This window comes from Nitrosomonas ureae, from assembly GCF_001455205.1.
Lineage (GTDB): Bacteria > Pseudomonadota > Gammaproteobacteria > Burkholderiales > Nitrosomonadaceae > Nitrosomonas > Nitrosomonas ureae.
In genome coordinates this window covers 385,393-408,576 of sequence record NZ_CP013341.1, presented here as the reverse complement: position 1 = coordinate 408,576, position 23,184 = coordinate 385,393, and the positions used below count along the sequence as shown (strand labels likewise).

The 23,184-nt window shown below is 46.6% G+C and carries 19 protein-coding genes; 15 read left to right on the top strand and 4 right to left on the bottom strand.

Going from position 1 to position 23,184, the window contains the following annotated elements; genetic code table 11:
- Window positions 1–164 precede the first annotated feature (164 nt).
- The 5 genes from ATY38_RS01930 (at window position 165) to ATY38_RS01910 (ending at window position 7,524) form a co-directional block, all read left to right on the top strand.
- The gene (locus ATY38_RS01930; protein WP_062557806.1) at window positions 165–830 is read left to right on the top strand and encodes an ABC transporter ATP-binding protein; all 666 of its coding nucleotides are present in this window, start codon (window positions 165–167) and stop codon (window positions 828–830) included.
- Entirely contained in the window at window positions 827–3,376 is a 2,550-nt protein-coding gene (locus ATY38_RS01925) for an FtsX-like permease family protein (RefSeq protein WP_062557805.1), read from the top strand. Before ATY38_RS01930 ends, ATY38_RS01925 begins: the two co-directional genes overlap by 4 nt.
- On the top strand, window positions 3,376–4,470 hold the full coding sequence (locus ATY38_RS01920) for a lipocalin-like domain-containing protein (protein ID WP_082632979.1): 1,095 nt from the start codon (window positions 3,376–3,378) through the stop codon (window positions 4,468–4,470). Before ATY38_RS01925 ends, ATY38_RS01920 begins: the two co-directional genes overlap by 1 nt.
- A 1,003-nt stretch (window positions 4,471–5,473) precedes the next feature.
- On the top strand, window positions 5,474–6,706 hold the full coding sequence (locus ATY38_RS01915; protein ID WP_062557804.1) for an AI-2E family transporter: 1,233 nt from the start codon (window positions 5,474–5,476) through the stop codon (window positions 6,704–6,706).
- Window positions 6,707–6,891: 185 nt separating this feature from the next.
- Window positions 6,892–7,524, top strand: coding sequence for a DedA family protein (locus ATY38_RS01910; RefSeq protein ID WP_062557803.1), 633 nt, complete (start codon window positions 6,892–6,894; stop codon window positions 7,522–7,524).
- Window positions 7,525–7,620: 96 nt separating this feature from the next.
- On the opposite strand, the gene ATY38_RS01905 is transcribed toward ATY38_RS01910, so the two are convergent.
- The 4 genes from ATY38_RS01905 to ATY38_RS01890 form a co-directional block, all read right to left on the bottom strand.
- The gene (locus ATY38_RS01905; protein WP_062557802.1) at window positions 7,621–9,186 is read right to left on the bottom strand and encodes an amino acid permease; all 1,566 of its coding nucleotides are present in this window, start codon (window positions 9,184–9,186) and stop codon (window positions 7,621–7,623) included.
- A gap of 350 nt (window positions 9,187–9,536) precedes the next feature.
- The gene (locus ATY38_RS01900) at window positions 9,537–10,049 is read right to left on the bottom strand and encodes an ABC transporter permease (RefSeq protein WP_062557801.1); all 513 of its coding nucleotides are present in this window, start codon (window positions 10,047–10,049) and stop codon (window positions 9,537–9,539) included.
- 52 nt (window positions 10,050–10,101) lie between these two features.
- On the bottom strand, window positions 10,102–10,509 hold the full coding sequence (locus ATY38_RS01895) for a ZrgA family zinc uptake protein (protein WP_082632978.1): 408 nt from the start codon (window positions 10,507–10,509) through the stop codon (window positions 10,102–10,104).
- 330 nt (window positions 10,510–10,839) lie between these two features.
- Entirely contained in the window at window positions 10,840–11,304 is a 465-nt protein-coding gene (locus tag ATY38_RS01890) for a Fur family transcriptional regulator (RefSeq protein WP_074701614.1), read from the bottom strand.
- A 423-nt stretch (window positions 11,305–11,727) separates the two neighbouring features.
- Between ATY38_RS01890 and ATY38_RS01885 the strand changes: the two genes are divergently transcribed.
- The 10 genes from ATY38_RS01885 to ATY38_RS01845 all read left to right on the top strand — a co-directional run bounded on the left by ATY38_RS01885 (window position 11,728) and on the right by ATY38_RS01845 (window position 23,144).
- Entirely contained in the window at window positions 11,728–14,022 is a 2,295-nt protein-coding gene (locus tag ATY38_RS01885) for a TonB-dependent receptor (RefSeq protein ID WP_062557798.1), read from the top strand.
- A gap of 54 nt (window positions 14,023–14,076) precedes the next feature.
- Window positions 14,077–15,417 carry a dockerin type I domain-containing protein gene (locus ATY38_RS01880; RefSeq protein WP_062557797.1) on the top strand — a complete coding sequence of 447 codons (1,341 nt, stop codon included), beginning with the start codon at window positions 14,077–14,079 and terminating at the stop codon, window positions 15,415–15,417.
- A gap of 88 nt (window positions 15,418–15,505) precedes the next feature.
- Complete coding sequence (locus ATY38_RS01875) at window positions 15,506–16,282, top strand: hypothetical protein (protein WP_062557796.1); 777 nt, start codon at window positions 15,506–15,508, stop codon at window positions 16,280–16,282.
- A 177-nt stretch (window positions 16,283–16,459) separates the two neighbouring features.
- The gene (yidD, locus tag ATY38_RS01870) at window positions 16,460–16,711 is read left to right on the top strand and encodes a membrane protein insertion efficiency factor YidD (RefSeq protein ID WP_062557795.1); all 252 of its coding nucleotides are present in this window, start codon (window positions 16,460–16,462) and stop codon (window positions 16,709–16,711) included.
- Window positions 16,712–16,804: 93 nt separating this feature from the next.
- Window positions 16,805–19,153 (top strand): type I restriction-modification system subunit M, encoded by a 2,349-nt coding sequence (locus ATY38_RS01865; RefSeq protein ID WP_062557794.1) that lies wholly within the window; start codon window positions 16,805–16,807, stop codon window positions 19,151–19,153.
- 174 nt (window positions 19,154–19,327) lie between these two features.
- Window positions 19,328–20,689, top strand: coding sequence for a restriction endonuclease subunit S (locus ATY38_RS01860; protein ID WP_062557793.1), 1,362 nt, complete (start codon window positions 19,328–19,330; stop codon window positions 20,687–20,689).
- Window positions 20,682–20,993: a nucleotidyltransferase domain-containing protein gene (locus ATY38_RS01855; protein ID WP_201011904.1), complete on the top strand. Its 312-nt coding sequence runs from the start codon at window positions 20,682–20,684 to the stop codon at window positions 20,991–20,993. The genes ATY38_RS01860 and ATY38_RS01855 overlap by 8 nt, the downstream gene beginning before the upstream one ends.
- Complete coding sequence (gene hepT, locus ATY38_RS01850) at window positions 20,971–21,495, top strand: type VII toxin-antitoxin system HepT family RNase toxin (RefSeq protein ID WP_235590366.1); 525 nt, start codon at window positions 20,971–20,973, stop codon at window positions 21,493–21,495. The genes ATY38_RS01855 and hepT overlap by 23 nt, the downstream gene beginning before the upstream one ends.
- Window positions 21,492–21,674, top strand: a complete 183-nt coding sequence (locus tag ATY38_RS15715) for a hypothetical protein (RefSeq protein WP_143023450.1) — start codon at window positions 21,492–21,494, stop codon at window positions 21,672–21,674. The genes hepT and ATY38_RS15715 overlap by 4 nt, the downstream gene beginning before the upstream one ends.
- Before the next feature lie 60 nt (window positions 21,675–21,734).
- Complete coding sequence (locus ATY38_RS01845; protein WP_062557792.1) at window positions 21,735–23,144, top strand: ATP-binding protein; 1,410 nt, start codon at window positions 21,735–21,737, stop codon at window positions 23,142–23,144.
- The last annotated feature ends 40 nt before the right edge of the window (window positions 23,145–23,184 follow it).

Here is a 23,184-nt window from a genome sequence, read left to right as displayed (position 1 = left end):
TGCTCATATCTGCCCCCTTCTGCATTTTGGGTTTCCAGAAGTGTCCGCGATTAATTAATTATCGTGATACAGTTAAAGCATACCTTGGTCGGGCGATACATGCACTGCTTTTTTCAGCATCGCTGGCCATCTATTTTCAATGAATTGCCGGGGTATTATCGAATATGCTGGAGTTACACAACATTACCAAAGGTTACGCTGAAGATCGGAAGGTGCTGGTCAACTTGAGCTACACATTGAATGCGGGCGAGTATGTCGCGATTATGGGCGAATCGGGTGTGGGCAAATCGACGTTGTTGAATCTGATTGCCGGTTTGGATTCTCCGGATTCCGGTGAAATTCGCATTAACGGGGTTGCCATTTCATCCATGCATGATGATGCCGCGACGCTATTGCGACGCGAACAGTTTGGTTTCATCTTTCAGGCATTCCACGTATTGCCTCATTTGACGCTGGCGCAGAATATCGCATTGCCACTGTTGTTGAATGGTATAGCTACGGATTGCGTGAATCAGATGCTGGAGCAAGTGGGGCTGCATGGTCGCGGACATCATTTCCCGCGCCAGTTGTCCGGTGGCGAACTGCAGCGTGTTGCCATTGCACGTGCATTAATTCATCGGCCACGATTGGTACTGGCGGACGAACCTACGGGTAATCTTGATCCGGACACCGCGCATCAAATTCTTCAGCTAATGCGCAGGGAAATCAAAGCGAATGGTGCGACCGGCATTATCGTGACGCATTCTCATATAGCGGCTGCCACGGCCGACAAAGTGCTGAATTTGACTCAGAATGGATTGCATTCGGCGGAGTCAGGACATAAGCTATGAAAGCGCCATCGATATTTCGCTGGATGCTGATTAGTGAATGGCGCGCGCATATTATGCAAATAGCCGTTGCCCTCATCGCTATAGCTATCGGGGTTGCTATGGCATTCTCAATTCATCTGATCAACAGCGCTGCTTTCAATGAATTTTCTGCAGCCAGCAAGAGCCTTTCCGGGCTATCGGATTTGCAGGTGCGTGGACGCAAAGCATTTTTTGATGAGGCGCTTTATCCGTTACTGGCTAAACATCCAAGCATTGCATTGGCGAATCCTGTTTTGGAATTGGATGTGACGATAGCTGGAAAACAGCAAAGCAGAAATGATCATAAGTTGAAAATCATCGGTATCGATCCTTTCAGAGCGGCGCAAATTTCTCCCGATTTGCTGGGGCTACCCAAAGAAGGGGAAACGCTGGATCGTATCGCCAGCGATACGATATTTCTATCCCCTGCTGCAATGGAATGGTTGCAGGTCGAGCAGGGCGATGCGTTGCAATTACAGGCTGGATTGCAAGCGATCACGTTGCGTGTGGCGGGTGGTTTAGTGCGCGCGCGCGCGGGTCAGCGCATAGCAGTGATGGATATTGGTGCAGCCCAGTGGCGCTTTGAACAGATCGGGCAATTGTCACGGATTGAACTGAAACTCAAAGATGGCATTAATCACGCGGCATTTAAAACCAGTCTGGCGGAGGAATTAGGTGAATCCTATTGGGTTATGGAAGCAGCGGATCAGGAAACGCGGATTGCCAATATGTCGCGCGCTTATCGCATTAATCTGAATATGCTGGCGCTGGTGGCGCTATTTACAGGTACATTCCTGGTGTTCTCCACGCAGGCTTTATCGGTAATACGGCGGCGTCAGCAATTTGCGTTGTTACGCGTACTGGGTTTCACGCGGCAGCAATTGCTACGGCAGATCATTACTGAAGGCGGATTGCTAGGAATAATGGGATCGCTATTGGGGTTGGGATTGGGGTATGCCGTTGCCGCGATGGCCATTCAGTTTTTGGGGGGAGATTTAGGAACAAATTTCTTCCCCGGCGTTAAACCGAGTATTTTTTTTGATCCTTGGGATGTCGTGATCTTTTTTGCAGTAGGTTTAAGTGTGACATTGCTGGGAAGTATCGCGCCGGCATTGGAAGCTGTTCGAGCCCAGCCTGCATCGGCACTGCGCTCCGGCACCGAAGATGCAGTTATGGCAAAATTGTCTTCGCCTTGGTTCGCGGTGATTTGTTTATCGCTTGCATTGCTGTTCACGCAATTGCCCCCTGTTTTCGAGCTGCCGGTATTCGGTTATCTTGCGATTGCATTACTGTTGATTGGCGGCATTACACTAATGCCGCGATTTGCTGCCTGGACATTTTCGTCTTTATCAAACCGATCGTTTCATGAACGGATAGGTGCTGTTTTTACATTAGCATTGGCACGTTTGGCAAATGCACCGAATCAGGCTGCAATTGCATTGGGCGGTATACTGGCCAGTTTTAGCTTGATGGTTGCCATGGCGATTATGGTGACCAGTTTTCGTGTATCGATCGATGCGTGGCTTGAGCATGTATTACCGGCCGATTTGTATGTGCGTACTGCTGCAATCGGTGATCAGGGTGGTTTTCAATCTGATGCGCAAAATGCGATTATCGCGTTGCCAGGATTTGATCGAGTGGATTTTTTCCGTACCCAGCAGTTGACGCTTGATGTTAATCGTCCGGATATCACTCTGTTTGCCAGGCCGGTGGATAAGGAGGATCCGCGCAATACGTTGCCGCTAACGGATGATGTAATTGCGCGCGGATTATTGCCTGAAGATGTAATGCCGATTTGGGTGTCCGAGGCGATGGTGGATTTATATGGTTATCGGGTGGGTGAGAAAGTGATCCTGTCGATTGGCGTAATCCCGAGCGAATTCCTGATCGCCGGGGTATGGCGTGATTATGGCCGACAGTTTGGTGCGATACAGATGCAGCTGACGGATTATCAGCGATTAACGGGAGATTCGAGCGTCAATAACGTGGCGCTTTGGCTGCAAGCTGGGACGTCATCAGATACCGTTATTACGAGCTTGCGTCAGCTGCCTTTTGGTGCAGCCCTTGAAGTATCGAGATCAAGTGATATGCGTGCTTTGAGTTTGGAAATTTTTGATCGGAGCTTTGCGGTAACTTATTTGCTGGAAATAGTGGCAGTCATTATTGGATTGCTGGGGGTGGCGGCTAGTTTTTCTGCGCAAATACTGGCACGCGCTAAGGAATTTGGCATGTTGCGGCATATCGGCGTAATGCGTCGGCAGATTCTTATGATGTTGACCGTGGAAGGTGGTTTGCTGACTGCGCTCGGAGTTGTGTTAGGTTTTGTATTGGGTTGGAGCATCAGTTTGATTCTGGTTTTTATTGTCAATCCACAGTCCTTTCACTGGACGATGCAATTGCATTTGCCGTGGAGCTGGTTATTGGCGATTGCCGTAATTATGTTGATTTCGGCGGCATTGACAGCTCTGTTTTTCGGACGTAAAGCGGTTTCCGTTCAGGTTATTCGCGTGGTACGGGAGGATTGGTAATGAAACGGAATAGATCTGACAGTAATTTTAAGGTTTTTGTCATGTTGTTTTTTAGTTTGCTCATTACCGGCGTATATGCCGAGTCGGGCCGATTAAAACCGGTTACTCCCGATTACAAGCTCTCTTTTCCTCTGGATTATGGCGCACACCAGGATTTTCGCATCGAATGGTGGTATATCACGGGTTGGTTGGAGACGGAAGATAAGAAATCATTGGGTTTTCAGGTTACTTTTTTCCGTTATGCCACTGATCATAATCACGATAATCCAAGCCACTTTGCTGCAAAGCACCTAATTATCGCGCATTTGGCTTTATCTGATCCTGCAGTTGGTAAAGTGATGCATGTTGAAAAAACCGCCCGTGAGGGTTTTGACCTTGCCTATGCCAAGCCAGGGAATACCAATGTTAGATTAGATGATTGGACATTGGTGCGCGAGGAGGATGGCCGCTATCAGGTGGATATGCAAGCCAGCGATTTTGGTTTGCAATTGTTATTAACCCCCACGCAAAGCATGATGTTGCAAGATATGGACGGTTTTTCCCGTAAAGGCCCAAAGCCGGAACAGGCTAGTTATTACTATAGCGAACCACATTTGAGCGTAACCGGCACAGTATTCAGGCAAAATAAACCAGTAAAAGTTAAAGGGCGGGCTTGGCTGGATCATGAATGGTCAACGGCCTATTTGGATCCGGATGCCGAAGGGTGGGACTGGGTAGGCGCCAATCTGGATGACGGCTCTGCACTGATGGCATTTCAAATACGTGCGAAACAAGGCGGAAAAGTATGGGCTTATGCAGCACTGCGTGATGCACAGGGGAATATGACCTTCTTCGATCCCGATGAGGTGGAATTTACGCCGATACGTACCTGGCGATCACCGCATACAGAGGCAGTTTATCCGGTTGCCATGCATGTCCGCACCGGTGAGATTGAATGGCGGCTTACACCATTGCTGGACGATCAGGAGCTGGATGCGCGCCAATCCACTGCAGCGGTATATTGGGAAGGCGCTGTGATGCTGACTAAGGATAATAAGCCAGCAGGGCGCGGCTATCTTGAGTTGACGGGCTACGTGAAACCTTTGACATTATGAGGCTTAAAGCACGTCCGATCACCGGCAAAGAATTTTTAATCATGCAATTTTCTGGCAATTAATAAAGCGGACTTAATTTCAACACTTTCATTGTTGTTAAATGTGAGTTAGAATTCGATGGCGCAGTAATCTAAGTGGTACAAGATGATTGCGAATAAATTACTCGGCTCCACACATAAAGATCGCTGTAGCAGTGAATCTGAGGGGCGGAGATAAGATTCACGATTACAAATTTTGTGATTGTGTGAGCAAGGGGGGTCGATAATTTGTCGGCTTTAAATCTAAATCAAAGAATGTACCTTAAATAAGGAGATAAACTATGAGCGAAATCAACAGAAGAGAAACAGATGCGCAAGTTCTGAGATTGTTCTTCATCTCAACAGCTGTTTTTATTGTTATCGGAGCAATTGTATACGGCGTATTCTAGACTGAGAAGCTTGTAACTGCCCTTTATAGGCTTAAGTTCTGTTAGTTTTCTATCGAAACTTAATTCTTTTCAGTATTTGAAAAAGAGGGTGGTATCCAGTCAATGCATGCAAAACATGCAAAAAATAAAAATGCCCGTCTAGTGATTTAGTTTACTAGACGGGCATTGTTTATATCATACAGCCCTATTGCTGTAGTCTTCCTTCTTCTTGAATCAATGGTGACCAGTCGAGTTTTAATGTAAAGATAGTGTTATCCTGCTATAGAATTTTTTGCTCAATAAAACCTAAGTAGCCGTCATCTATTCTATCGTATTACCCAATAGAGAAGTTATGAACGATGGTGCAGGCTAATGCCATGAAATCATGGTCTTAACATAATAAATGCAAACGAACCCTTATGAACTCAGGGCAACGCATAGTTTTCAGTAAATATTTTTTGCTACACTGGGGCAGGGCGTCTGATAAGCATTTTGAATGCAATAACGTTTCTGACATACTCCCATAATACTTATCAAGTAATCTCTTGATACGGGTTAGTTAATTTAATTGTTAACCACACAGAGAATTTGAAAATAATGTCATTTAGCTTTGATAGTTTTTATGAGGCCAATCGCCGTATACTGATCTGGCTTATTCTGATTGGTATATTATGGCTTTTGCAAGATTTCTTTGGACTGATTTTTATCACCTTTGTTCTTACTTTTATTGCGACACCATTGGTACATATTGGCCGGAACAAATTGAAATTACCGCATCGTGCTTCCCTGGTGCTGGTATACATTTTTTTTCTGGTTGTGCTGGGCAGTTTTTTTCGTTACGTAACGCCTAGTGTCATCGGTGAGGCCAATCGTTTTATTAATAATTTCAATGAAGTACAGTTAAAATTGATAGAAATGAAACGAGATGTTATCGGAAAATATCCGGGCATCGAACGCCCTCTGCATGGTTATGCCCGCAGTATCCTGGATGAGGATAGTTTGCGCGTAATCGATGCCAAACTTAATCGATTCCGGCAAAAGCTCAATTTTTCTGATATCGAGCACTTGGATGACGTCAAAGAAAATGAGGTTACTGAAGATACCTATGAGAAGCTGAGAAAGTACTACGACAAGGAAACCGAGTTGCTGGTGGAACTTCTTATGACCAAACAGATGGGTAAGGTTCGTGAGGAATTACCCAAGCTCATTAATTATCTTTATAAAGCGATCGGTACGATGTCTCTGGCACTGTTATTCAGTTTTTTGATTTTGTTTGACAGCGTCCGCCTGGGTGGTTTGATGAAAAGCCTGCATGAGTCGAGATTGAAGGATTTTTATCAGGAAACCGCACAACCGGTAATCCGTTTTGCTTATGTCGTTGGTCGAGCCATTCAAGCGCAAGCAATGATTGCCTGCGTTAATACTTTCCTGACTTTGATAGGCTTGGTAATACTTGGAATTCCGTCAGTTGCATTGTTATCACTCATTGTTTTTGTGTGCAGTTTTATTCCAGTGCTAGGGGTATTCATTTCTACTACGCCAATGGTACTGGTTGCGTTGAATACGGGCGGTTTGACTTTGGCGTTAGGAATAGTTGGCATGATAACTATTATTCATATTATTGAAGCTTATGGTCTTAATCCGATGATCTATGGTAAACACCTCAAGCTTAATCCGGTGCTGGTGCTTATTATTTTACTGATTGCCTATCACAGTTTTGGTTTGTGGGGAATGATACTGGGCGTTCCGGTCGCATATTATTTTATACATGATGTATTTGGTGTGCCGCTATGGGACAGGCATCGATTAGGGCCAAGAATAGCTAATTAATCATTTTTTAAGCTTAATGTAGCAGACGCTGCAGAGCTACTCTGAATAGCTTTGTAGGGGAAAAATTCACCGCTGGTGTTAAAAGTTTGTGTCTATTTTGTTAGATAAACTGACTTATGCCGTTAACGTAGAGCAATCATTTTTGCACTCAGCATTATATTTTATAACGAATTAACTTTATCTACATGTTTCTTATAGACTTTATACTTAATATTGATCGGCATCTTTATGTACTATCCTCGGAATATGGTCTATGGGTTTATGGCATTCTTTTTCTGATCATATTCTGCGAGACAGGGCTGGTTGTAATGCCTTTTTTACCGGGGGATTCGCTTTTGTTTGCGGCAGGTACTCTGGCTTCATTTGAGGATTCGCAACTCAGTCCCCATATCCTGTTTGTCGGATTATGTATTGCAGGTATTCTGGGAGATAGCGTGAATTACTGGATCGGGAAAAAAACCGGCCCCAAGGTTTTTACTTCGCAGGAATCTCGTTTCTTTAAACGCGAATACCTGGATAAAACGCACGCTTTTTACCTTAAATATGGAGCCAAAACGATAATTATTGCGCGTTTCATTCCAATTATCCGAACATTTGCGCCCTTTGTTGCCGGGATTGGATCAATGCCTTATCGCACCTTCATAACGTATAACATCATCGGTGCCATATTATGGGTAGGCATCTTTATTTATTCGGGATTTTACTTCGGACAACTTCCGATGATTCAACAAAACTTCAAGCTGGTCATCCTGGCTATTATTATCTTATCGATAACCCCTCCCATAATTGAATACCTGAAGCATCGATACAGAAAGTAGCATTTCTGCTATATAGTGACTCAAAGTGCTGTTACTGCCATAGGCCTATTTGTCGGGTAATTCGCATCACCGTTTATCTGTTGGGAAACTTAATTCTCAGTCTTTATTTCTTGATTCTGTGGAGTCTTGACTGCGATCCGCTAGCGGTCGAATCGGTTTGATAATATCTTCACCGCCCGATGAGGTATCGATGCCCAGCGCGAGGTGACTTTTGCGGTAACCGTAGAGAAAATAGAAAATCAATCCGATTCCAGACCAAATCGGGAATACCAGTTTCGCATCGTTGGGTAGGAACCAAAAAAGTGTAATACAGCCAATCACGGCAAGAGGACCCACCAGCCAGATTATCGGTGCCCTGAAAGGCCGTGCGCGATGCTTATCTCGGGTGCGAAGTATCATGACCGCCAATGCAACCACCATGAAAGCGAACAATGTACCGGAATTGGAGATGTCCGCCAGCTTGCCAACCGGAAAGAAGGCGGCAGCAATGGTGACGCCGATACCTGTTACGTAGGTCACGATATGAGGTGTTTTAAATCGTGTGTGCACGCGACTTAATACTTCAGGAAGCAATCCATCGCGGGCCATAACGAAAAAAATTCGCGTTTGTCCGAACAGCATCATCAAAACGACCGATGGCAATGCCAGGAATGCAGCGAGGCCAAGTAAATTCCCAAATTTTTCCCACCCGATCTCACGTAAAACCAGTGCCAAAGCTTCACGTGAACAGACGAGCGGCTGCTGTCCAACAGCGGCAAGCGATTGGCATTGTTCAGCCAGAACGATTGAACCGGGCATCAGGCCTTTGCCGGTTTCGTCGAGTATCGGTTGTGCACCGATCGCACCAATGGCACCGGCTGAAACCAATATATAGAAGATGGTACAAATTACGAGCGAGCTGATAAGTCCAATCGGCACATTGCGTTGTGGATTCTTGGTCTCCTCAGCAGCGGTTGAAACCGCATCGAATCCGACATAGGCAAAAAAAATCGAGGATGCGGCCGCAACCACGCCTGCCTCGCCCAAAGGCAAGAAAGGTTGGAAATTTTCGATCTCGGCCACGGGTAGTGTCAGAGCAATAAATAGCGTCAAAGCTGCAATCTTGACCGTAACAAGCACGGCATTAAATGAGGCGCTTTCGCGCGTGCCAATAACTAATAATCCGACCACCAGAATGCAGACGAAAACTGCGGGCAGGTTGATGATGCCGCCAGCGAAGGGACCATTGGCCAGCTCAAAGGGTATTGTGATTCCTAGTGAGTTGTTGAGAAGGCCGACAAAATAGCCCGACCAACCGACCGCTACCGCGCTTGCAGCGACAGAGTACTCGAGGATTAGCGCCCAGCCCACCATCCAAGCTACCAATTCTCCCAGTACCGCGTAGGAATAAGTATAGGCTGAGCCTGAAACGGGTACCATTGAGGACAATTCGGAGTAACAAAGGGCCGCTACAATGCAAACGAAACTCGCAATGATGAATGAGAGCATCATGCCTGGCCCGGCTTTCTGTGCTGCTTCCGCTGTGAGTACAAAAATACCGGTTCCGATGATTGCGCCGACGCCCAGAAGAGTCAATTGCCAGGGCCCCAGGGATCGATGAAGGCTTTTCTTTTCTGCTGTAGCCAGAATGGCGTCAAGTGATTTTACGCGCCAGAAAATCATGAATTCTTCCTTTTGTTAATGCAATTGTTTTTGATAGTCCAGATATTCTTTGGGAGACAGTGTGTAAGCATTCGCGATATTGAAAAATGCAATTATGGCAAACTAAAGCGTAAAGTTTGAGAAAATGCTTTTTCAAATTAAATCGTTATTTATAACACGATGTATTGGCAAGAGCAGTATTTTCTATGTGGTTTCTACAATAGGGTTTCACATCCTGTTAAATATACCATACCTTAATAGTGGCTGGCCGTGGGCTTGCAGCAGAGAGATTAGCATGCTGTGGGGAATTATGTTAGTCATTGGAATAAAATGAGTTCGTTACCTTAAATTAACGGTTTTCCGGGATGATTTCATGTTGTCATCATGCCTAAACTGTCGTGTAACGCCATTCGATATGCGGATATCGCAGGGATCATAGCAAGCAGAAAAGTGCTGAATAAAACGACACTTACAATAATCAGCATCTGGCTATTCATTGAAAAATAATTAATAACTATTCCATAGTTTTCTGCAAGATAGGTTTGAGAAAATAGAACTCCCATTGATATTGCTACCAAAGCAATGATGATTCCGGCAATGGAGATTAATAACGCCTCTACTTGAATGATGAGAAATATAAAGGAAGGACTAGCACCGATAGCGCGCATTATGGCAATTTCACGTCGTCTTGCACTCATTGATGAAAGTAGCATGGTGATTAATCCCAGTAGTGCTGAAAATAAAACCAAATATGAAATAAGCTGCAAAGTACTTTCCATGGCGCGCATCATTTGCCACAGTTCGGTCAGCGTGACACCGGGCAAGATGGCGAGTAGCGGTTCTTTGGCATATTGATTGATCTGGCGGTGCGCCTTGCGTGCCATGGGAAATCCACTGTGTTTTAATTTGGTGGATGCCGGGAAAGAGGATAAACAGTTAGATCATTATTTGCTTTAAATCCTTGATCTGCTGGCATTGGAACATGTAGCGCGCATGGATATCCGCATGTTTACCATGATAATCCTGGTGTTGATCGCTGTCGCGATGGGAATGCCTATCAGGCATTGGGATAGCCACATTTTCCACCTGGCATGCCTTAGCCGAAAATGAAAATAATCGGCTCGTATTTGCCAAAGTGCGCTGAGTGGAGATAAACAATGCGTATTGTTCGTCGTTAACCGGCGCATGCTCAAATCCCAATAAATTCATCGCGGGAGATTCGAATTCCATGAACACAGCATGATCCTCCAATACCACGTTGAGCGTTGCAACACCATGAACATGTACCTCATGCGACAACTGTTCCGTTGACGAAGCGATCTCCATCGGCCTAATCGTTATCATTGATAAACAGCCTGTTAACAGAACCTTATGGCGTATCTCTCCTCCATGCTGAATTTGCCAGTGTAAAAGTGTCCTCAAGCCACCTCGGCCTCGTCGCGTGATAGATTCGGCGTGGCTTCGCTGATCTTCGGGCGGTCATTCGGGAATTCTCCCTTAGGATCGAAATTAGGGTATATACATCATGGATAATGCGCGGCAGGGTACGACAGTGGGGATTTTGGGCTCAAACAGTTAAATCGGCTTATGGTGATACAGCGATAGTACGCTGATTCTTCAAATATTTTATTGCCATTTCGGCGGCTTGTCAGGATGTGGAGGCTGATTGCCCACTCAGGTTGAATGATCCTGGCAAAACTTGCAAACGCCATGCAATTCCAATTGTTTGTGTGCCAAAGTAAAGCCCGTATTTTGGATGCTGCGCTCCAGTTCTTCGATGATGCGTTTTTTGATACCGACTTCCTTGACGCTGCCGCACCGATCGCAAATCAGAAATTGTGGTGTTTCATGTTGATGGTCGCAAGCAATGTGCGCGCACGACATATATTGACCCGCAGTTTCCAGTTTGTGCACCAGTTTTTCCTGAACCAGAAAATCAAGCATGCGATAGACCGACATTACCGGCAGTGATTCCTGGAATTGCGTCTTATACTTGTCGACAACTTCATACGCCGAAAGCGGTGTCGCTGAAGCCAGCAATACCATTAGCACGTTCTTGCGCTTATGAGTTAATTTGGCACCAGCTGATGCGCAGACTTCCTGGGATTTCTTGATGATTTGTTCAATATTGGCTGACATTTTTATAAAATTCAGCATTGCTGCAGTCAGGGTAATTTCCGGTTAATGATCAGTAGAAGCATATCATGCGCGCAAATTTTCATGTGTAGAATCATCAGTTAGTAATTCCATTTTTATCGTTGACAATCACTTTAACGTACGCTGATTTAATGATCGTCCGCAGCAGGAGAGCGCATAGCGACTAAGAAGTTGTCAGTTAATATTTTTTGGAATGAATAGAATGAATATTTGTTATAATATAACATATCATTTTATGGGCGCAGTATTACGCCCGCTTGAAGTCTGGTTTTGTGAAAAAAGTCGGAAGTATCTTGTGATAACAAATTTCTTAATTCTTACATTACCTTGGAATGAATAAAACGATGAGTCAGCAGAAAACTTCTGTAATGGTGCGAGATTTGGAAGGTTGGGTATGAAGACGCGATGGGTGATGGTCAATATCTTTCATGCATCGGAACGTTATCCGGAATGCCGCGTCTCGTTCGGCAGATAGCGATTAGTATTTTATCGGTATTGATTATGGGAACGGTCAATCAAGTACTGGCAGACCACACAACCAATAACTCAGGGCCCATCAAAATATCGCCTGTGGTCAAAGAAGGCGGTGCTGCTATCCGGTTATCGCCAATAAATATCATCGGTGTGGTGCCGGATCAACAGCCGCAAACCAATGCCACTATACTGAAAGGCCGTTCTCTGCGCTTGCAGCAGAGCGATACGCTGGGTCAGACCTTGCAGGAAGAGTTAGGTATCAGCAATGCATCTTTTGGGCCGGGGGTAGGAATACCGGTCATACGCGGTTTAACCGGATCCCGGGTACGGATTCTACAAAATGGCATCGGCACGCACGATGCCACCAGCCTGAGCCCGGATCACGCGGTGGCCATTGATCCCTTGTTTGCCGAAGAAATCAAAATATTACGTGGCCCGGAAATAGTTCGATATGGGGGCAACGCGATTGGCGGGATTGTTGACGTTAACGATCAACGCATACCCGAGAAGCGTGCCAAGAATCCGCTCAGCGGCTCTGTTGAAAGCCGTTACGATACCAATGGTAATGGCTCCAATTCCGCATTTAAATTGAATATGGGGAAAGATCGTTTCGCCTTTAATCTGGGCGGTTTCTTTCGCAACCGGGGCGATACCCGAATTCCGGGTAAGGCAATTGACGAGCTTTTCGTAGAACAGCAGTTAGGTTTAACGGAAATACACAATGTCAGCGGAAAAATCCCCAATACCGATAGCGCAGGCATGGGCGGATATACTGGTGTGTCTTGGATTGGCAACAACATCATGGCAGGCATGTCGGTCAGTCACACGGATAATCGCTACGGGGTGCCCAAGGGTAGCCATAATCTGGATCCGAACCACTTGGATGGATTGGAATCGATTCTGCCCAGAATCAGGGATTTGACCGGATTTGAAGATATTTTCGGTCCCCAGGCATTGTTCCCGAATATCCGCATCAACATGCAACAGACCCGCTATGATTTTAAATCCGAGTGGTACGAGCCGATGCGCGGGATCGAGAGCATCAGCTTCCGCTATGGCTTGGTTAACTATGGGCACACTGAGATGGAAGGTGGATCGCCTTTCACCCGGTTTAAGAATGATGTGGGTGAGGGGCGCGTTGAAGCACGTCATGCTGCGTTACCGCATTTGACCGGTACTTTTGGTGTGCAATGGATCAACCGGAATTTTTCCGCACTCGGGGTGGAAACGTTCGTGCCGCCTACCCAACAGCAGATGCTGGGTGTATATACCACGCAGGAATATAGCCTAGAAAAATGGATAGTGCGCGGTGGTATCCGGTTTGAACATTCCCGGGTCGATCCCGGTGCAAACGAGCTGAAACTGCGTGGCAGCGCCCTGCCGCCGGTCGCACTGCCCAGCTCGCTGGACTATCAGGCGCTATCCGCTTCCTCAGCCGTACAGTGGAATCCACGACAAAATACCGCCTTGACACTTACGCTCAATCGCGGCAAGCGTCCTCCGGATATTCAGGAATTGCTGGCACTTGGCCCGCATTTAGCTACTCGCAGCTTCGAAATTGGCAATGTGCAGCTCCAAAACGAGACCGTGAACATGGTTGATTTGGGTCTGGAGTGGAAGTCTGAGCGCATCAGCTCACGCGTCAACGGCTACTATAACCGTACCGACGATTTTATCTATCTGCGTAACACCGGCCTGGTGTATGAGATCGATAACGAAGTGATCCGGCAACGCTGTGTCAGTGAAGTCGAATGCGTATCGATTTTTGCGTACGACCAGCGCAATGCCGAATTCACCGGATTTGAATCCAGAGTTGATGCAACGCTTTATCGCATGCCGCGCGGCAATGTGCTGTTGACACTGTTTTCCGATTACGTGCGCGGACGTTTCGTCAATGGCGATCGCGCCGATGTGCCGCGCATGCCACCGCTGCGGTATGGCGCCGAGCTGGGATTGGGTAATGACCTTTGGAATACCGCGCTACGCTATACGCGAGCGCAAGCGCAGCCCCATCCAGGGCGAAATGAAACTCCCACGGATGGCTATCATTTACTGACCGCCAGCGCGGATTATCAGATCAAAGCGGGTAAATGGGGGGATGTGTGGTTGTTCGCCAAAGGTCACAATTTACTGAATGAAGAAATACGCAATTCGGTTTCCTTTTTGCGTAATTTTGCACCGGAGCCGGGCCGCAGTTTCATATTCGGGCTACGGGCTACCTTTTAAGCGAGTGTGCGGGATTCAAAATCACAGTCCGGGAAATTGGGGTTGAAAATAACAATGCGTAAAATTTATTTTTATTTGCTGATCACTGCGCTGCTAGCCGGTCGGCAAGTTTACGCCCAGCACCTGGATATTGAAGTCTGGGGGGAGGGAAATGCCTTATTTACGGGCTATTGCCGTACGCCCGGTGTGGTTGGTTGTGATCTGGGTAGATTGACCGATGTGCTCCACTTGCCGGTCGGTACATTGCCCATTGAAGCGGTAACCGGCAAGCTGATCTTCCTGGCTGATTTTCAGGATCTGCCCGGAGGGGATTTCAGAACCAAAAACCCGGGATTTCAATCCATTCAGCATGCGCTGTTACCGAATGAGCTGCTCAGCTATCGTGCGGTGGGTAATTTGAAATATTGGGATGCGGGGCTTGGGATTTGGAAAGATGCACCGCCGGAAGTCCAAATCAGCCTGTTTGGCGGGTTGGAAGCCAGTGCCGACGTGCTCAGCGATTTTTTGAAATGCGCCGGACAACTCATCTGCTTCAGCGACGGAAGTTTTGGCGTTGACGGCAGTACTGTTTTTACCGGTGAGGGTATCCAAGGTAAGCCGGAGCTGGTGGTCGATATTACCGACAATAATGGCATTCTCCATACGCATTTAAGCTTTTTCCTGGAAAATCGGCTGGGTGAACCCGGAGGACCCCATGGCGCGTATGGGGTGGAAATGCAGCTTATTTCCAATGCCCGTTTTTTTCCGTCAGAACCTTTTCTGATCGTGTTCAATGCCGGACTGGAAGAAGAACAATTCGCCGCAGCTTTGTTAGCCTTGACGGGCGAGCCGAGCGGTGTCGATCCGCCGCCACAACCGATCATTCCCGTATCTATTCCTGGCGATGTGGATTTGGATGGTGATGTGGATCGCATTGATGTGGCATTGATTCTATTGGCCGCACAAAACAGCGACCCGCTCAAACCGAGTAATGCCGCGTTCGATATCGACGGAGACGGTGTAATTACCCGTAACGATGCCTCTGTGGCAAAAGATGTATGTTCGTTGAGATTGTGCAATATCCCCATTGAAGCACCGGCGACCGCTCTGAATGTGGCGGCCGTTTTCGATAGCAGCACGGGCATACTGAATTTGAACGACATTCAAGTGGGTAATCAACATTATCGCGCGCAATTGCAGCTTCAAGATGACCATCTATTGGTTCTGAAGGGAGTGCAGGAAGACCGGCCGCGTTACGCCGTGCCAGCACACTATCACATTGAAAGCGGAACAGTGGAAATTGCCTCGGTGTATATCCATGGAAAAAACTATAAAGCAATTTTGAGTAATGTGGGTAATTCCCGATTCCGGGTGGACCATTTGGAAGAATTGAATGCGGATTTAATACAACGCTAAAGTTAGCAGGAGGGTCTGGTCATTTAATGTCATTGAAAAGTATATAAATCATTAAACAGCGTGTTATATCAACTTAGGAGATGTGGTGATGAGTAAGAAAATTTTTAATCTGGGTATGGCTTTTGTTTGCGTCTTATTTTATTCGTCGGTAAGTGCGCAAGATCAGCATGCAGGCGATATCCAGCCTTGGCGGGTGGGGGCTGAGATATTGGTTAACAATAGTTTGTTTGAACCGGATTTTGGTGATTTGGGCGGCGGATTATTTGCGACCGATGAACCCGGTTTTGATGTCAATGTTGAGAAAGGAGCATTCACGCCGGGTAATTGGTTGCGTTTCCAGCCCGTTGGCCAGCTGCTGTTCTGGAATGGTACCGACTGGATTTCCGCGGTTCCAAACGGAGAAAGAATCGAGATCACGGATGCACTGGGCAATGTCATTGCATTTCGCACGGAGGGTGTGAGTGAATCTACTGCGGTAATTGGTGAAATTGATAGCGAAGGAGGGCTGCACGAGCATGTGGAAATGTCTATTTTTGATGCTGCCAATGCTCTGGGCGGTAGCGTGGGTGCCTATCGCATACAGCTCAAGTTGTTCGAATCTACAGCCAATGATGAAACCTCCGTTTCGATCGCTACTTCACCGATTACCCTGGTTTTTAACCGCGGCCTGGAACAGGACAAATTTGAATTGGCGGTTTCTGCTGCAGCGGATCTGAATAATAATTCTGTTTTTGTCGCGGATACCGGAATATTAACCATCCAGGAAGTAAAGGCCTTGGGGACTTTTTATAAGGTGAAATTGCAGCATCTTGGCAATTTTCAATTTCAGTTAATCGAAGCGAACGAAATTCCCAAAGCGCAATAAGGTATAAAAATATTTCTCAGATTGCCATTACCCCCACCCCCACCATCCTGGCATGATCAACCAGGTCGGTGCCGGTTTGTTTCAAGCGCGAAAGAAGCTATACTTCTGCGCACCAATAGGTGGGCTAAGGAATTTTAAGGTTTAATCATAACGAAGAAAAACAAGAAGGAGGCGTTGATGGCTATATTTTTCCGGCGAATCCTGATTGGGGTCGTTAAAGGTTATCAAATTGTGATCAGCGCATTATTGGGGCAAAGTTGTCGCTTTTATCCGACCTGCTCCAATTACACCATTGAAGCGCTGGAGCTTCATGGTATTTTGCGTGGCAGCTGGCTTGCGATCAAGCGCATTTCGCGGTGCCATCCTTGGAATCCGGGTGGGTTTGATCCCGTGCCGCCAAACAAAACAGGGCATCGGGATCCTATGTGATTTTAGGTTATCCGTTTATTACAGGTAAACGGTTATTCATTGGCTGTAAATCAAGTTCGCACCAAACGAAAAAAGTAATAGCACCATAACACCATGACCCAAAACACCAACAACCTGGCGGCTTACATCTGGAATCTGGCCGATTTGCTGCGCGGTGATTTCAGGCAAAGTCAATATGGCCGCATCATTTTGCCATTTACGCTATTGCGCCGTCTTGAGTGCGTGCTGGAGCCAACCAAACCAGCCGTTCTGGTCGCGTACGAAAAAGTGATCGCCATGAATGTCCCGGAAGAAGTGCAGGAAAAGCTGTTGCTCAGATCCACGGGCGGCTTGTCCTTTTTCAATATCTCGAAAATGGATCTTGCCAAATTGGGGGAGGCAGGCATTGCGGCCAATCTGGAATCGTACATTCAAGGATTTTCCAGAGATGCGCGGGAGATTTTCGAGCACTTCAAGTTCCGGGAATTCATCGGTGAATTGAACGATGCCAACCTGCTGTACAAAATCGTGCAAAAAGTGCGGCAGACCGATTTAAGCCCCACGGCGGTTTCCAACCACGAAATGGGGCTGGTATTTGAAGAACTGATCCGGCGCTTTGCTGAAAGCTCGAATGACACCGCCGGAGAGCACTTCACCCCGCGCGATATCGTGCGCCTTACCACTTCGCTGGTATTCATGGAGGATGACGAGGCTCTCACCAAGCCGGGCATCATCCGCACCATTTACGATCCGACCGCGGGTACCGGCGGCTTTTTGTCGGCAGGCATGGAATATGTGCACGAATTAAACCCGCAAGCGGTGATGCGCGGCTATGGGCAGGAACTGAATCCCGAAAGTTACGCCATCTGTAAAGCGGATATGCTGATCAAAGGCCAGGAAGTCAGCAATATCAAATTAGGCAACACGCTGTCGAACGATCAACTGTATACCGACAAATTTGATTACATGCTATCCAATCCACCGTTTGGCGTCGATTGGAAAAAAATCGAACAAACTATCAAAGACGAACATACCCAAAAAGGCTTTGCCGGACGCTTTGGCCCCGGCCTGCCGCGGGTCTCGGACGGTTCGCTGTTATTCCTGCTGCATCTCATCAGCAAGTTGCGCGATGGCGCCAATGGCGGCGCGCGCATCGGCATCATCCTGAACGGCTCGCCGCTGTTTACCGGCGGCGCGGGTTCGGGGGAATCCGAGATTCGCCGTTACATCCTCGAAGCGGATTTGCTGGAAGCCATCGTCGCATTGCCCACCGACATGTTCTACAACACCGGCATAGCCACCTATGTGTGGATATTGTCGAATAAAAAAGCCGCGCAACGCAAAGGCAAAGTGCAGTTGATCAATGGCGTGAACCTATGCAGCAAAATGCGCAAATCGTTGGGTTCCAAGCGCAATGTGATGGAAGAAGACGACATCGCCACCATCACCCGCGCCTTTGGGGCTTTTGCAGTGGTCGAAGCGCGTGAACTGGACAAACCCGCCGAGCAAAAAAGCAACCGTGGCCGCCAGTCCGAAAACCCCAAAACAGCCGCCGCAAAAACCTTTGCCAGCAAAATCTTCCCGGCCCATGCTTTCGGTTATCGCCGCATCACCATTGAACGCCCGTTACGGCTTTCCTACCAGTTCAGCGATGAACGCCTAGCGGAATGCCGCTATGCGCCCGGCGCACTGAATGCGGCGATGCAATGGATTTATCAGGAATACCAAAGCTGGGAAGGCAAAACTTGGACGGATGCGGAAGACTGTCCGCACTATGGCGATGTGGCTGAACACGAAGAAGCCATCCGCCGTTACCTGAAAACGCACTTTGCCGAGCTAAAGGAAGCACAGATCAAGGATCTGCTGGATCGACAAACCTGGCTGGAACAAAAACAGGTGCTGCTGAAGGCCAAACAACTGCAAACCGCCATCGGCACGCAGCAATACGATGACATGAATGGATTTGACGAAACGCTCAAGACCGCCTGCAAGCAGCAAGGCATTGCACTGGAAGCCAAAGAGAAAAAACAAATCACCGATGCGGTGAGCTGGAAGAATCCGGCAGCGGAAAAAGTCATCCGTAAAATTCACGCCACCAAGGCCAATCCCATTTACGGCTTGTTTGAAGTCATTGGTGCGGATGGCAAGAAAAGCGTGGTGGAATATCAGGCCGATGGCGACTTGCGCGATTTTGAGAATGTCAGCCTGGACCCTTCCCAATCCGTGAATGCAATTAACGAAGCGTATTTTCTGAAAGAAGTGCAGCCGCATGTGCCGGATGCGTGGATTGATGCCAGCAAAAAAGACGACAAGGATCAGGAAATCGGCATTGTCGGTTATGAAATTCCGTTTAACCGGCATTTTTACCAATATCAGCCGCCGCGGGATCTGGCAGAGATCGATGCGGATCTGGACGCGGTGTCCGCCGAGATTATGAAATTGCTGCAAGAGGTGCATTCCTGATGCCCATTTCACTGTCATTCCAGCATGCCGTCTCCCCCTCGTCATTCCTGCGTGATTTAAGCAGGAATCCACAACACAGCAATTCATCATCAACGCAATCTTCTAGCCGGAATCTCCGCGCCAGTAATGGATTCCCGCTAAGAGCATGCGGGAATGACGGGACGGGAGTGTTTTATGGGAGGTAAATATCAAGCGTATCCTGGGTATAAGGATTCTGGAGTTGAATTGTTGAATGGTATTCCATCGCATTGGAATGTGATGCAATTAAAGCACAGTGTGGATGGTTGCATAAATGGTATATGGGGCAGTGAGCCTGAAGGTGATGAAAACGACACAATCGTCTTACGTGTAGCTGATTTTGACCGCTCTAAACTCTCATTAAAGAACGAAGGTTACACATATAGGAAAATTGAGCCGAAAGAAAAAATAAATCGAGCACTTAAGCGTGGTGATTTGCTTCTAGAGAAGTCAGGTGGAGGCGAGAAAACTCTAGTTGGCCAAGTTGTATTATTTGATAGAGATTTTGAAGCAGTTACTTCTAATTTTGTGGCTAAAATGTCACCAAAGGATGGATTCGACAGTCGTTATCTTAATTATGTTTTTAGTAGATTCTATGACGATAGAATTAATTACTGTTCAATAAAACAAAATACAGGAATTCAGAATTTGGATTCTGAATTATATTTGTCTGAAAAAATCGGATTTCCGACAAATGCTGAGCAACTAAAAATCGCCAACTTCCTCGACCACGAAACCGCCAGAATCGATACTCTGATCGAAAAACAGCAACAGCTTATCAAGTTGCTCAAAGAAAAACGCCAGGCCGTCATTAGTCATGCCGTGACCAAAGGCTTAAATCCCAATGCCAAGATGCGCGACTCGGGGGTTGAGTGGCTGGGGGAAGTGCCGGAGCATTGGATCGTAGCGGGGTTTAAAAAATATTTAAATAAGATTGTTGATTATCGTGGCAAGACTCCCGAGAAACATGACTCAGGTATTTTCTTAGTGACTGCGCGAAATATTAAAAACGGCAAAATCAACTATGAAGCGTCACAAGAATTCATTTCTGAAAGAGACTATGAGAATGTTATGAGTCGAGGAAAACCAAAATTTGGTGATGTTCTTTTCACCACAGAAGCACCTCTTGGCGAAGTAGCTTCGGTTGATCGAGAAGACATTGCTCTGGCACAAAGAATTATAAAATTTGATGGAAAGTTAGACATTTTGAATAACAGCTACCTTAAATATCTAATTATGTCCGATCAATTCCAACAGAGTCTGATGATGTTTGCGTCCGGCTCTACTGCATTAGGAATTAAAGCTGAGAGGCTAGTTTACTTGAGATCGTTAATACCACCTCTAAACGAACAATTAGATATTGTTGAACATATTGAGAGGATGACTAGAAAAGTCGATAACCTTATAGTGAAAGCTGCTGGTGCAATTGAAATCATACATGAACGCCGCACCGCCCTGATCTCCGCTGCCGTTACCGGCAAAATCGATGTTCGAGACTGGCAACCACCCAATGGCTAACGATAACAACACCCTGGCTGAAAACATCACCTGCGTGATTCATGCGCATGCGCAAGTGGACGCCATTTATCTGTATGGTTCACGTGCGAAACAAACGGCACAGGCACACAGTGATTGGGATATCGCCGTGGTGTTCAGTCATTTTGAGCCGGATGTGAATGCGCGTTTACTGCGTCCACAAATGTTGGAAGCCGTGCTGGAGCGTGAATTAAAACTTTATAATCTGATAAGCGTGATTGATCTGGAAGCTGCGCCGGTTCTTTTGCAATACAGCATTGTGAATGTCGGCGGTGAAATGGTTTGATCGCAACGTGCCGCATGTCAGGCGGGTTGAGCAGAGTATTTTGTCGAAATGGGAAAAAGATTATCAAGGTACGAATTTTGGGCAGGCATTGCCTCGGCATCAACACAAAATGTTGCGCATTTTGGATGAATACAGTCGCGAAGAGGGTAAATCCTGGACCGAACGCGATTTTCTAGCGATACAACGCGCCTTGCAGATTTATATCGAATCGTTCATTGGCATGGCGCGGTATTTTGCCCAGCAAAAATATGATTTGTCCGTGAGTCAATCCCGCGAAGCGATCGACGAATTAAAAAGCCGTGGCGATTTGAGTCCTCAGCAACACGAGGAATTGCTGAAAATGATCGGCTTTCGCAATGTGCTGGTTCATGATTACTTGGAGATTAATGACAACATTGTGCAAGCCGTGGTCACTAAAAAGGATTACGCCATCATGGAGCGGTTGATTGTGCAATGGCAGCAAGCCTTAAGCACGCTGGGCAAGGACGCAAAACAGCCGTGAATTTAACGTCCCATACCGGCAAAGCCAACGAGCTGACGTTCCAGAACGACATGCTCAGACACCTGATCGCCAGTGGTTGGCTGTTGGGCAAGGCAGAAAACTATCACCGCGAACTGGCTTTTATACCCCAGCGATCCCGAACAAAAGTTATTAGAGTGCGTCGACACACTGTTGAATAAAGCCGATCCCAATGCGGTGAATGCCGAGCAATTTTATATTGAAAAGGTTCAAATGGAAGCATGACGATTACTCCTGAACAAATTGATGTCTGGCGTACGGCTCGTTCAGAAGCTCAGAATCTGGAGTTTAAAGAAGCCAAAACGCAATTTGATAATACGAAGCTTAATAAGTACTGCGTTGCCTTGGCTAATGAAGGTGGTGGTTTTCTCGTTCTTGGGATTTCAAATAAGCCACCTCGAAGAGTAGTTGGTTCAGCTGCATTTAATGATCCCGTCGCTATGGCGGCTAAACTATTTAAGGCCGTTGGTTTTCGCGTTGAAATTGAAGAAGTCCAACACCCGGATGGGAGGGTTGTTGTTTTTCATATACCTTCAAGACCTAAAGGAACAGCTTATCATTTCGAAGGTTCCTATCTTATGCGTTCGGGCGAAGAGCTCGTGCCAATGAGCGAAGATCAATTGCGGAAAATTTTTGCGGAAGGCCAGCCTAGTTGGCTTGACGAAATCGCTAAAAAAGATTTGAGCGGCCAAGACGTTATTCAATTGCTGGATACGCAAACTTTTTTTGATTTGTTAAATCTTCCATATCCCACTGACCAACTTGGTGTGCTTCAGCGACTTGAGTCGGAAAAGCTTATCTATTCAGTCAATGGTAATTATGGGATTTTAAATATTGGTGCAGTGTTGCTCGCAAAAAATTTACGGAATTTTGAAGGTGTACAGCGCAAAGCAGCCCGAGTTGTTGTTTATGAGAAAGACTCTAAATCACAGACAGAATCTGATATTACTGGCGAAAAAGGTTATGCAGTTGGGTTTAAGGGGCTTGTGCAATATGTGATGGGTAAGCTACCTCAGAACGAAGTGATTGAGAATGCTATCCGCAAAGCCGTCAAGCTTGTACCTGAAGTAGTTATTCGAGAGCTTCTCGCTAATGCGTTAATTCATCAGGATTATGAATTTATAGGCATGTCGCCCGTTGTTGAAATTTATTCCGATCGCGTTGAGATTTCAAACCCTGGAAAACCAATTGTTCCCGTTGAACGATTTATTGATGGTTATCAGTCGCGGAACGAGCGACTGGCTGATTTAATGCGTCGATTTGGAATTTGTGAGGAAAAGAGTAGCGGTATTGATCGAGTTATCGAGACAGCAGAAATTCTGCAATTACCAGCGCCGAACTTTTTAGTGGAACATCAAAGAACTGTTGTTGTTATATTTGGCCCTCGTGAATTTCGCGCAATGGATCGCAGTGACCGGGTTCGTGCTTGCTATCAACATTGTGTGTTGCAATGGGTGCTGAGAAAGAAAATGACGAACCAATCGCTAAGAGATCGGTTTGGTTTATCCGAGCGCAGTGGCAATACCATTTCACAGATTATTTCTGAAGCCGTTCAACAAGAATTGGTTAAGAATGACCCAAGTGCACCAGATTCCAGAAAATACGCAAGGTATATACCGGCCTGGGCTTAGTTTTATTTTGTTTTATCCGGCATCTTCGCTGCGCTTGATT